Origin of the sequence: Flagellimonas maritima (assembly GCF_003269425.1) — a bacterium.
Taxonomy (GTDB): Bacteria; Bacteroidota; Bacteroidia; order Flavobacteriales; family Flavobacteriaceae; genus Flagellimonas; species Flagellimonas maritima.
In genome coordinates, this window is record NZ_CP030104.1 from 1,518,864 (window position 1) to 1,531,701 (window position 12,838).

Consider the following 12,838-nt stretch of genomic DNA (forward strand, 5'->3'; position numbering starts at 1 on the left):
TTTATTAATTTAGTTTGTACTTCAATCCCATTGTTATATAAGCTGTTCCGTCCGGCTCAAAGTCATGGATTAACCGGTTCCCGTTATCCAAAACTTCAAGATCGCTCGTTTGTTGAAACCCTGCGCGGACCACAGTTGTAAAACCTGTTCCCATGTCGTAATTATGCTCCAGACCAAAATCGTTTCCATTGAAACGGAGCTTTGTATTGGCAAGCGCTCCGAGCCCTGGATAGATTACAGTATCCGAATTATTGGCGTATAGCCCGAACGGTCTGGCCCGTGCCCCAAGACTGTGTCTCTCGTTGAAACTGTACCTGATTCGTGTCTCGGGAAACCCGAGCATTAAGGTCCAATTATTGTTTCTATTATAGTTGAAGGAAAATGTAGGGTACCATCTTGGGATTCCGAACAGAGTCCCATATTCCGCACCGATAGCGAAACACAATAATGCATTCTCGTCTTTCCAAGTTTTTGAAATGGTGATATCGGCATTGGGTATAAAATCCTCTCCGTCGATAACATCCACGAAATTCGACGATAAGGTAGGTGAGATATGTGCAGCTACGGACCAACTTTCGAAGAATGAACGCTTATAGAAAAACATGGTCTGTACCGTATGGAATTTTTGAAAGTTGGATTCTTCGAAACCCGTTGACCGCCCAAAATACTGGAACTGGTAATCGTCATATTGCAGACCTATTCCGAACTTGTTAGACCTATTTTTTTTTGTTCCCTTCAAACCAATGCTATAAGTACGCAAATCCGTATCGCTTATATCCGAGACCAGGCTGTATTCAAAATCCCCGACCAACTGAAGTTTGGATTCTTGACCCTTGACCATGGTGCTCATTATTGATATCATCGGCAATAGGAAAAAATAGTTCTTCAACTCTTATTTTTTCCCAAAACTAATTTCAAGACCTCTTAAGGGGAAAAGAAATATACAGGGTTTGGATTTTTCCCTACCTATGGGCAATTTATCTCTACGAAACCTTGATAAAGTTTTGATAGATGTTTTTGTTGGATTGGTAGATGGATATCCATGGCCGGTATAAAATAGTTCCATATACGTCCGTATGCAGCTTATTTTGCTCTTTAATCTTTTTCGTTGCTTATGAAAAAAATAGTTATTGCCCTAGCGATGACCGCCTTTATCGCCGCATGTTCAATGGATGGGTCCGACTTTCCCTCCTTGGAGGTCGGTCAGGGTTTTACCGACTCGAACGTGAGGGTCTTGGTTCTGGACTCGTTTACAGTAAAGATGTCAACGTTCAAATTCGATAGTATCAACACCTCCAGCAGCGAAAGACTATTGGTAGGCAAGTACAAGGATGATTTTTTTGGGGAAGTGGAGTCCTCTGCATTTTTCGAACTCACCAGAGCCAATACCGAGAGCACAACGAACATCTACGATCTCCCCGAGGATGCTGAACTGGACAGTGTCGCTTTGATACTGGGCTATGACGGCTATTTCTATAACGACACTACAGCAGTCTCACAGATAAACGTGCATGTTATTCAGGAGGATGTAGAGCCTGAAGATAATATCTTCTATAATACGAGCACCTTAAAATTCGATTCGGTGCCACTTGTATCCAGAAATTATCTTCCGGAACCCTTCGACGAGGATTCGTTGCACATATCGGTCCCCTTTGAGTTCGGAGAGAACATATTCGATTTATTGCAGAATAACGACATCAACGATACCGACGAACTTCGGGACGTGTTCAAAGGATTCGCGTTGCGTCCAGGACCTCAGGACAATACCGCCGTTATCGGTTTTTCAAGGGGAAGCGATAATACCTACCTGCGTTTCTTTTATTCCGTTCCCGAGGAGTTCGAGGATGACGAGCTTAGCTTTGATTTGGTAATCGACCCTTTTCAAGTACTCCCGACCGCATTTAACAGTATAAGCAGCCAACCGGACGGCACCGACCTACAAGGCCTCACCGATCAGGAGATAGAGATTTCCTCCACTGATTCCAGAGACCTGGCGTATATCCAGTCTGGCACTGGCTATGCGGTCAAAGTAGAGTTTCCTTCCATTAAGAACATTTTCGATATACAAGGTAGTGGCACGCTGCTACAGGCGACCCTTCGGATTAAGCCGCTACGTACAAGTTATAATGAATTCACGACTCTTAGGGATTCCCTAGTGGTGAGTTTTTTGGACCGGAACAATCTTGCAGGGGCACAATTGCAGAACAGCAATGGGAGTATTTTTGGCAGGCTGGTCGGAGAGAACGAGGAGTTTTTGGACGTCACCTACGAGATACCTGTCGATCGCTATATCGATTTTAAGCTGAACGAGGTCAGGGAAGGCGACGATGCCTTGGTACTTTTTTTAAACGAATTCAATAGTAGCGTGAGCCGCGTAGTATTGCAAGGAGAGGAAAACAGGGATTTTGAGGCGAGTTTGGAACTAACCTATGCAATCTATGATGATGAATAAATTTTGGGCTACCATAAGTATAGCCTTATTCCCGATAATGGTCGTATCCCAGTTGAACAACTTGACTGGATCCCCCTACTCCCTTTTTGGTATAGGGGTTACGACCAATTCGAATATCGGAAAGAACAGCGCACTGGGTAAATTGGGATACGCCTTGAGCAGCGATTTCTTGATTAATAATGCCAATCCGGCATCCTATGGTACGTTGGGGGAGAACGGTTTTCTCTTTGACTTCGGTTTTTTAGGGGAACTGAGTTCTGTTTCCGACCGGATCAATGACGAGGCCCGTTTTGCCAGTAACTTTTCCAATATTGCACTAGCTTCCACAATCAGTCCCAAGTCCTCTTTCGGTCTATCGATTACCCCCTATACCAATGTGGGATATTCACTCTTGGGTATAGAAACCAATATCGAAGGCTCTTTCGACCGCTTTACGAGTAGTCTTTTCGGCTCGGGAGCACTCAATGATTTCCGTTTTTCCTATGGTCACTCGATAACCGATGAATTGCGACTTGGAGCTAATCTATCCTACCTTTTCGGGTCGGTTACCGAAAGGGAGCTCGTAAACGTTCGTTCTGGTTTCAATGTAAGTTCCCTAAATGTGGAGGAGCAAAGCTATTACCACGGATTTCGTTTTGGTCTTGGACTGCAATGTGAGATACATCCAAAACTGGCCCTGGGCTGGACGCTCAATCTACCTACGGATCTTTCCGGTAAACAGGATAGAATTGTAGGAAAGACATTGGACGGTTCCAGGGCTCCCGTCGAAAATGAGACGGATATGGATATTCCCAGTTTTAGCCTGCCTATGGAAGTCGGTACCGGTATCCTATTCAAGCCTAGCAATACGTTGAGCGTGAACTTGGATTATTCCATTCGCCTATGGAACGCCACGGAACAAGAGGATAACGTAGGCGAATTTATCAATCAAAATACGTTCGGGTTCGGAGCGGAGTATATCGCCGATCCGTCTTCTTACAAGTATTGGCAACGAATCAACTTTAGGGCGGGTTTCAATTATGATACCGGTTATTTGGAGGTTTCCGAAAACAGTATCGACTCTTATGGGATTACCGCTGGAATCGGTTTCCCCTTGGGCATCCGAACCAAATCCATGCTGAACATTGGATTTTCGCAGACCAATAGGGGATCTACCGAGGGAATCCTCGTCGAAGAGCGGGTAAATACATTGAACATCAATTTTAGCCTGAAGGATTTCTGGTTCCTGAAGCGAAAAATAGATTAAGCCATTTTATCTATGAATATGGAAAAAGCAACTACTAATACGGTTTCTTTCCTTAATCTGGGAAATTCCTCGATTGGTATAGTCTTTTTCGGATTTGGTCTATCGGAATTGAACACTACAGGGGTGTAAACGAGATTTGCCCTCTAACGAATTCAAAATATATGATACGCTACTTTATTGTCATCCTCTTTACTACCACAGCTTCCTTTGCACAAATGGGTGTTATGAACAATCCCAACGAGATAGAGATTGCAGGATTGGAATACGGATATATGCCCGATTTAGGGGGTACTGAAATACGAAATATAAGAGCTAACGTTAATCTGGCCAAGCCTATCGGTAAAAGTATTATAGGGTTGGGTCTGGGCTACCAAAACTTCGATTTTACGTTTAACGAGGCAACGAACGTGATAGATTTGGATTCCTATGAAAACATGCATGCCATAAGGGCGAACCTATCCTTTATACGTCCATTGGGTAACTCATGGACTTTCATTGCATCGGTTGGACCAACTTTGATGTCCAATTTCGGGGATGGTGTTTCTTCCGAGGATTTTGTATTCAACATTCTGGCAGGAGCCTCGAAACGCTGGGGGGATTTTGATAGAAACACGATGGTAATGATAGGTCTGCTGTATGGAACCCAGTTTGGTGAACCCAGGTTTTTACCGGCCCTATCCCTCCGTCAAAAGTTGAATGAACACTGGAGTTATTCCATCGGGCTTCCGATTACGTCCTTAAACTATCAAATCAATGACCGTCATCGTTTGGCACTGCTGGCATCCCCAGAAGGTCTTTTCGCGAACAACTCCGATGCCGTTGCGGTAGATGGCAATAGAATATTGACCGACACCAAGTTACAGTTCAATGGATTGAACACTAGGTTAGCCTATACCTTCCGCTTTGCGAAGTTCCTTGCCTTTTCGGCAGAGGGAGGTTTTATACCTGCAGCCACCTTGAAGGTCCTTGACAATGAAAACGAGGATATTTACGATTTGGAACCCGAAAGCGGAGCCTATTTTAGGGTAGGATTGAAACTTTTATTGAACAGGAAGCAACGAATAGAAACCATAAAAGAAAGAAACAATGAAGACTAACTATGTAGCATTGGCCCTATTTCTGATTCTAATACAATCGGTCAACGCCCAAAAGACTGACGCCGAGGAAATGGCCGCCTATCAAACAAAGACCATGACTGCAGAACTGAACCTTAGCGAAGAGCAAAAGCCAAAGGTGGCCGCCATCAATACTAAATATGCGGAAGAATCCGCCAATCTAATCAATGCCGATGGAAGCATGTTTGGAAAAATGGGCGATATGAAGGCCATCAACAAGAGAAAAAACGCAGAACTTGAGAAAGTACTTAATGAGCGACAAATGGAAAAATATGAAGATGACTTAGCCCCCAAAATGCGTAAACACATGCGTAAACACATGATGGGTTAAGATGAAGAAAACGATTGGAATCGCTATCGGTATCGGTATCCTTGTCTTGGGTGTACTTCTTTTTGTCCTGATGAAAAAAGGACCTAAAAAGCAAGAAGCAAAAGCCGAAACCGACCCGAAAAGCGTATCTGTAGAGACCCAAGCAGTTGAATTGAGGTCACTTCCCTATCGCCTAGAGGCAACCGGAACGCTGGAAGCCAAGGAAAAAATAGAACTTTTTAGCGAAGTTCAGGGTGTGCTGAATAGAACGAATACACCTTTCAAGGAAGGGAATTCATTTACAAAGGGACAGACAATCCTATACATCGATGCGAACGAGTTCAAGGCCCAATTAAAGGCGAACAAAAGTTCTCTTGTGAATCAAATTGCGGCCATGCTGCCCGATATGGAAATGGAATATCCCGAGGCTGCCGAAAAGTGGGAAGAATACCTCATCAGCTTCGATATAGAGGGTAATTTGGAGGCGTTACCAGCTTTCCAGTCCGAAGCGGAACGACTGTTCGTCATAGGCAAGAATATAACACAGACCTACTACAATACCTCGAACTTACAGGAACGTCTATTTAAATACTATATAAGAGCACCATTTACAGGTGTTGTATCGGAAGCCAATGTCAATGCAGGTGCGCTGGTGCGAAGTGGGCAAAAATTAGGTTCCTTCGTAGATCCCTCTGTATTTGAGCTGCGCCTATCCGTACCCGCTTCGGAGAACGATTTTTTAAACAAGGGCCAAAAGGTCCTTTTGAAAACACTGGGTTCGGAAACCGAATTGACCGGTAAGGTAGAGCGTATCAACCCCATTATAGACCAGAATACCCAGACCATTGAAATTTTCGTCGAGGTTACCGGAAACAATCTGAAGGACGGTCAATATTTAAAGGCCCTCATTGCAGGAAAGGAAATTGAGGAGGTTTTTACCATTAGTAGCGACCTTTTGACCGTAAACGGTAGTGTGTATGTCGTAAAGGATGGCGTATTGTCGCTTCAAGAAGTAACCCCTGTTAATTATGTAGGGGACAGTGTGGTCGTGAGGGGTTTAAAAGATGGGCAGTCTTTGATTACCAAATCGCTGGCAAACGCCTATCCTGGGATGCCGGTTACGCAAGAAGAGAGATAGAATGAAAAACTTTATCGCCCATTTTGTCAAATATCCGGTTGCCGTTAACATCTTTATCATAGGGTTTTTGATTTTTGGGTATCTGGGGTACCGCCAAATGAATTCCTCTTTCTTTCCGCTGGCAGATCCAACCTTGATCAATATCTCGGTCAATTATCCAGGTGCTTCTCCCGAAGAGGTCGAAGAGGGCGTAGTTGAGAAGATAGAACGAAACCTGAAAGGTATCCAAGGTATTGATAGGGTAACGTCCATATCCAACGAAAATACAGGTACGATTACGGTTGAGATGGTTACCGATTTCGACATTGATGTTCTTTTGGATGATGTGAAGAATGCAGTGGATAGGATTCCTTCATTTCCCGTCGGTATCGAACCACCGGTAGTGGAAAAAGTGGACCCAGCGAGGGAATCCATCGTTTTCGTGGTTACCGGGGAGGACATTCCCCTTCACATCCTTAAAGAAACCGCTCAGGATATCGAGGACGAGCTGCTGCGTATTGATGGCATTTCCCAAATCGAGATAACCGGTTTTCCTGAGGAGGAAATCGAAATTGCGGTCACCGAGGACATGTTGCGCAATTATGACCTAACATTTGAGGAGGTCTCAAGGGCGGTCGCCAATTCCAATATCCTCATTACCGGCGGATCCATAAAAACGACAAAAGAGGAGTACCTGATCCGTGCCGATAACAAGGATTATTACGCCCGTGGCTTGCAGGATATTGTTTTAAAATCGAATACCATTGGCGGAAAGGTATACTTAAGGGACGTAGCCAACATACGGAACACCTTTAGTGAGACTACCAATCAATTGTTCCTAAACGGAGAGCGCGCCATAAACATTTCCATTACCAACACCAATAGCGAGGACCTTATCGGAAGTGCCGACACGGTAAAGGAATATATTGAAGAATTCAATGATAGCCACGACAACATGCGCTTGGAAATCACGACCGATTCTTCCGAGGCGATACAGGGTAGAATTTCATTATTGCTTGAAAATGCTATCGTAGGCATGATTCTCGTACTCATTCTGCTATCATTTTTTCTAAGGCCAGGTGTAGCATTTTGGGTGGCTTTTGGCCTGCCCATTTCCTTTTTTGGCATGTTCATCATCTTACCCTATATGGGGATTACACTGAATATGTTGTCGATGTTCGGTATGATCTTGGTTATCGGGATCCTGGTCGATGACGGTATCGTCATTGCGGAGAATATCTATGCACGTTCTGAAAAAGGGGATTCCCCGGTCAAAGCTGCTGTAATGGGCACGATGGATGTATTGACCCCGATACTTTCTGCCATAGCGACCACCATCCTTGCATTTTCCATATTTTTCTTTTTAGACGGACAAATAGGGGCGTTCTTTGGTGACATCGCAGTAGTGGTCAGCCTGACACTTGCAGTTTCCCTAATAGAGGCACTCCTGATCCTTCCTGCGCATTTGGCGCACTCCAAAGACCTATCGGACTCCTCCAAAACCTATAAGCTCAATGAATATGGAGATAAGGCCATGAACTATATGAGGGACAAGATTTATAGCCCTGCCTTTCAGTTCAGTTTAAAACATAAATTTTTATCCTTTGCAATCATACTCTTTCTTTTCTTGCTCACCATAGGCGGTTTTGCCGGTGGTATCATCAAAACCGCATTTTTCCCCACCAATGCCAGTGACCAGATACGTATAAGCCTGAACACCCCTCAGGGAACAGCCGAACAAGTAACCGATTCCCTAGCACGCTATATCGAAAATGCCGTTTGGGAGGTAAACAACGAACTTGGTGATAATCTGGAGGGCAGTGCCCATATCTCCAATACGGTACGAAAGATTGGCCCGGGCAGTGCCACCGGGAGTATTACGGTAAACCTTTCCCCGAGCGAAACAAGGGAAATGGGTTCTCCTGAGATTTCAGACAAGATACGCACCAAGGTAGGTAGTTTGCCACAGCTGGAAAAACTGAGTTTTAATTCGGGAGCGAACGTTGGCGGTAGCCCGATTTCGATTTCCTTGCGGGGCGATATACGGGAAAATCTAGACAATGCCAAGGAGATGGTCTACAACGAGCTACGAAAAAATCCCGGTGTCAAGGACATTGTGGATACCAGTCCCGAAGGAATCAAGGAAATGCGCCTATCCCTTAAACCAAATGCCGAATTGCTCGGACTTACACTGAACGATGTCATGGCACAGGTCAGGAACGCCTTCTTCGGCAAGGAAGTACAACGTGTGCAGCGCGGACAGGACGAAGTAAAAATATGGGTGCGCTACGCCAGGACCGATCGTTCCACGGTACAGAGCATCAACGACATACAAATAAGTACTTCAGAGGGCCGAATACCCTTATCGGAAATCGCTACCTATACCATTGAACGTGGCGAAGTGGCGATCAATCATACCGATGGGATACGTGAGATAACCGTCGAGGCCGATATTGCGGGAAAAGATGTCAATGCCGCGGCCATTATGGCAAACCTTACCGGTCCTTTTGCGGAGACTGTACAAAACAAGTATCCTGAAATCCAGGTCAGTGCGGAAGGCCAAAATCGGGAAACTAACAAGATTGTCGGTTCCGCTGTAGCGGTAATTCCAGCCGCTATATTCCTGATTTATGTGGTCATTGTCTTTGCGTTCCGTTCGTACAGTCAACCTTTTATCTTACTGGCGCTGATACCATTCACCATTATTGGAGTTGCTTGGGGCCATTGGCTGCATGGTTTCCCCATTAATGTACTGTCTTTTCTTGGAATTGTTGGTCTTGTCGGAATCGTGGTCAACGACGGGTTGGTCTTCACCGGCAAGTTCAACGGGTATTTAAAAGAAGGACTCCCTTTTGAGGAGGCGCTTTACGAGACCGGTCGGTCTCGCTTCAGGGCCATTTTCCTCACATCGGTGACTACCATAGCTGGTCTGGCACCCTTACTTCTGGAAAAAAGCCTACAAGCCCAATTCTTGATACCAATGGCTATTTCTATTGCCTACGGTATAGCAATTGCCACGGTACTCACCCTTTTTATGCTACCGATGTTCCTTTCCTTTTCCAATAGTGTAAAGGTAAGGGTGAAACAGCTTTTTACAGGTGAAAGACCTCCAAGAGAGTCCGTAGAACGTGCCATTAAAGAAAAAGAAGTGGAACATGAAACATTTTAAACATGCTATTTTTTTTATCCTCTTTTGCCCTATGACGTCCCTACTGGCGCAAGAGGTATTTACTTTGGAAGAATCCATAGCGTTTGCCATGGACAAAAATTATGATTTGCGAATCGCCAGAAACAATACGGTACTAGCCAAGACAGAAACTGAATTACTGAACAGTGGCTTTTTGCCCCGTGTCAGTGCCACTGGTGGTGTCAGCTACTCGGATGAAAACCAGAGTGTCGTATTCGCCGATGGGAATGCCACATCGATCGATGGTGCCATTACCGAATCATATAATGCCTCGATTACCGCAGAATATACGCTGTTCGATGGTCTTGAACGAAAATTTACCAACGATAGGCGAGCGGAAAATCTAATGTTGAGCGAACTACAGGAAAGACAACAAATAGAAAACACCATCATCGACATCTATGAAAGTTATTTTAACGTTGCGTTTCAGAGACAAGTAGTCGAGAATTTAAAAATCAACATCCAGAATTCTACGGACAGACTAACACGTGCGCAAAAGGCCTTGAAATACGGTCAGGGTACAACACTCGACGAACTTAACGCACAAGTGGACCTGAACAACGATAGCATAAATTATACCAATGCGGTAAGGGACCTCAACAACCTGAAACGCAACTTTAACCTAGTGGTAGGAAGGGAAGTGACTTCAGGTTTCGTTGCCGACACGACGGTCAATTTTTCACCACCAATACAAGAGGAAACGATTCTCGAGTCGGCCAAGACAAACAATATTCAATTGATTTTGGCCAATCAGAATATCTTATTGAGCGAACTCGATATAAAGATAAACAAAGCAAAATTTCTGCCCAAAATAAATGGTAGCGGATCATACCGATGGAACGAGAGTCAAAATCCCCCTACCTCCTTTGCGTTGGCCAATGAGTCTTCCGGGATTAATTTGGGGTTAACCATGTCCTGGAACCTATTCGATGGAGGCGCGAACACCATTCGGATAAAAACGGCAAAAATTACCAGACAGAATAGGGAAATCGAACTGGAAAGGATAAGCGAACAAGTACGCACCGAGGTCTTGAATGCGTATGAGACCTATTCTATCGCACACTATACCTTGGCCGCTGAAAGCAAAAACGTAAGTACCAATGAGTTGAATTTTCAACGCACCCAAAAACAATATAGTCTAGGACAGATTACCACTGTAGAATTTAGGCAGGCGCAAATAAACCTCTTTAATGCCCTGAACAACTATGCAAGGGCCAAATACGATCTCAAGATTGCCGAATTAAACCTGAAACAATTGGGTGGGCTATTACTGTTGTAATTTTTTTGCAGCTATTGTCCGCTGAATAAATCGGCCGGTTGAAAGACCCGATGGGAAAAATTGGGAGAGTCCTATAAATCGTTGGTTTTATAACACTTGGACTAAATGTCTATCCGATTTAATAACTTAATTCTGTAAAAGCCATTTGTAGATGCCATCCATAAACTCATGGCACTTATAGCCTTCGACTCCTTTCCATTCTGTCATGTAGAGGGAACACATGGCATCGCCCAGTACGACAATCCTAGATTCGTTCTGCAGATTTTTGTGGACCCCAAAGGCTTCATCGGTCTGATTATTGAAAGCGAAGGGTGTGCCACCCTCAATGGAACGTCCCAACTCGTAAGTGATATTTAGTTCCCGGGGAGTGATGACACCTTTTTTCGTATATCCCCCCACTAGGGTATCCCGGCTTTGGGCACCATATTGCATACCATGATTCTCTATGATTTCATTGACATTGGTCTTTCCAAGGTCGGTCCAATAATCGGCTTCCATCACCAAAAGCATGGAACCTCCTTTATTCAAATATTTTTTGATGTTCTTCACTTCTTTTTTGGAGTAAGGCAGGGATGGAACATGTAAGACGAGAAGGTTTCCTCGTTTTAGGTCATTGTAGGTAATTCTATCTTTAAGAAATACCACCTTCGCATTATTTGGCTTCAGTGTTTTGGAAAGTTCTTCATTTATGTACTGAATCCGGGTACTGTCCGGAAAACCTATATTCGGGACAGGTTGTTTCGGGTCGTTCCACATGCGCTGGCCATGGGCCAGATCCATAAGTACGATTTTTTCCTCTTTTTGTCCCCTTAATGGCATTATGCAGAATATTGCTATTAGACATATAATGGATATTGTTTTCATTTTCTTTTTGTTCAAAAGTTCAATTATTGTTTTTGCTTTGGCTTCTCGATGTCGATGAACCCTTGGTGTACCCCAACAGCCTCGGCGATTTTATAGATGACCTGGTTTCCGTTGGAACCATTTGACATTGCGACCAAACCTGATTTTCTTTTTGGGTTGAATACGGCAAGCGTCCGTTCGCCCATATTGGCACCCGTATGGCCGATAACCGTTTCGTCTTCGAAAGCATACACATACCATCCAAGGCCAAAACCAAGTTGATTTGGACATGCTTCTGGAACGGTGGCCGATTCCAAGCACCTTTCTTTTTGGTTTAGAGATATCTCAAATTGTTCCTTTCTTAAATCCTTACTCACCTGATCCCCATTCATTATTCCCAAAATAAATTTTGCGTAATCAACGGTCGTTGTGCGCAGGCCACCGGCCCCAAATGCCTTTTCCACGGGAAAGGGTTGCATCCATTTGGCCTCTGGGAAATAAGGCCACGCCAGTCTTCCCTTATACCAGTCTTGGTCTTCCATAGCGGAGTTTTCCATGTTTTCAGGGCGAAACAGGACTTCATTGGCAAGCGTGTTGAAAGAACGCCCCAGTTTTTTTTCCAAAAACCTGACCAAATATTGCAGCCCTTCTCCTGAGTACCCCATCTCAAGACCGGGATCCCGTTCAAACCGAAGTATGCCACCGGTCATCCTTCTCCAATTCTTAAAACCTGTCTGGTGGGTCAATACATGTCGGGGGGTCAGTAGTTGGGCACGGGGGTCATCCTCAATATCGGGATCGAGCCAATATGCTGCCATAGGTTCATCCAATAATACCTTGCCCATTGTGGCCAATCGAAGGAAAATTTCCGCTGTCAGTGGTTTGGCAATTGAGGCACTTAAGTACAACGTACTGTCCGTAGCCTTGGTGTCCGCATTTTGAAGACCATAAACATTCGACCAAACGATTTCCCCTTCTTCGATGACCGAAACCGCAATACTGGGTACGTCTTGCTCGTCCATCCATTTTGGGATGTCCTTTGATAGTTTTTCGAACTTTTCATTTGTAGCACCCGTATTTTGGTTGGCTCCATTATTTTTCTTTTTGTCAATACAGCCCAGAATGGTGAACAGTGAAAGGATTAAAGGTGTGATTTTATGCATATGAGTTTTTAATTAGCGTATAAAAGAAATTTAGAAGGTCCGATTCTTGATTTTTGGCTTTAAAATCCATGTTTTCAATGGTAGAATAAATAGAAAATAGATGTAACAGGTTCAACTTTTATTTAT

At 44.2% G+C, this 12,838-nt stretch carries 10 protein-coding genes; 7 read left to right on the plus strand and 3 right to left on the minus strand.

The window, feature by feature from the left end:
- Positions 1-4: 4 nt before the first annotated feature.
- Positions 5-889: a DUF6268 family outer membrane beta-barrel protein gene (locus HME9304_RS06730; protein ID WP_123877368.1), complete on the minus strand. Its 885-nt coding sequence runs from the start codon at positions 887-889 to the stop codon at positions 5-7.
- A 225-nt stretch (positions 890-1,114) separates the two neighbouring features.
- Here HME9304_RS06730 and HME9304_RS06735 point away from each other — a divergent pair, with 225 nt between their 5' ends.
- The 7 genes from HME9304_RS06735 to HME9304_RS06765 all read left to right on the plus strand — a co-directional run bounded on the left by HME9304_RS06735 (position 1,115) and on the right by HME9304_RS06765 (position 10,706).
- Positions 1,115-2,452, plus strand: coding sequence for a DUF4270 family protein (locus tag HME9304_RS06735; protein ID WP_112377854.1), 1,338 nt, complete (start codon positions 1,115-1,117; stop codon positions 2,450-2,452).
- The gene (locus HME9304_RS06740; protein ID WP_123877371.1) at positions 2,439-3,698 is read left to right on the plus strand and encodes a BamG family beta-barrel-assembly machinery protein; all 1,260 of its coding nucleotides are present in this window, start codon (positions 2,439-2,441) and stop codon (positions 3,696-3,698) included. Before HME9304_RS06735 ends, HME9304_RS06740 begins: the two co-directional genes overlap by 14 nt.
- A 161-nt stretch (positions 3,699-3,859) precedes the next feature.
- Positions 3,860-4,795, plus strand: coding sequence for a DUF6268 family outer membrane beta-barrel protein (locus tag HME9304_RS06745; RefSeq protein WP_112377856.1), 936 nt, complete (start codon positions 3,860-3,862; stop codon positions 4,793-4,795).
- Complete coding sequence (locus HME9304_RS06750) at positions 4,785-5,144, plus strand: hypothetical protein (protein WP_112377857.1); 360 nt, start codon at positions 4,785-4,787, stop codon at positions 5,142-5,144. The genes HME9304_RS06745 and HME9304_RS06750 overlap by 11 nt, the downstream gene beginning before the upstream one ends.
- Position 5,145: 1 nt before the next feature.
- Positions 5,146-6,261, plus strand: coding sequence for an efflux RND transporter periplasmic adaptor subunit (locus HME9304_RS06755; protein WP_112377858.1), 1,116 nt, complete (start codon positions 5,146-5,148; stop codon positions 6,259-6,261).
- A gap of 1 nt (position 6,262) precedes the next feature.
- A complete protein-coding gene (locus HME9304_RS06760) occupies positions 6,263-9,409 on the plus strand; it encodes an efflux RND transporter permease subunit (protein ID WP_112377859.1) in 3,147 nt (1,048 codons plus the stop codon).
- Between the two features lie 31 nt (positions 9,410-9,440).
- Complete coding sequence (locus HME9304_RS06765; RefSeq protein ID WP_206170502.1) at positions 9,441-10,706, plus strand: TolC family protein; 1,266 nt, start codon at positions 9,441-9,443, stop codon at positions 10,704-10,706.
- Positions 10,707-10,832: 126 nt separating this feature from the next.
- On the opposite strand, the gene HME9304_RS06770 is transcribed toward HME9304_RS06765, so the two are convergent.
- The gene (locus tag HME9304_RS06770; RefSeq protein ID WP_123877374.1) at positions 10,833-11,570 is read right to left on the minus strand and encodes a hypothetical protein; all 738 of its coding nucleotides are present in this window, start codon (positions 11,568-11,570) and stop codon (positions 10,833-10,835) included.
- Between the two features lie 23 nt (positions 11,571-11,593).
- On the minus strand, positions 11,594-12,712 hold the full coding sequence (locus tag HME9304_RS06775) for a serine hydrolase domain-containing protein (protein WP_112377862.1): 1,119 nt from the start codon (positions 12,710-12,712) through the stop codon (positions 11,594-11,596).
- Between the last annotated feature and the right edge of the window lie 126 nt (positions 12,713-12,838).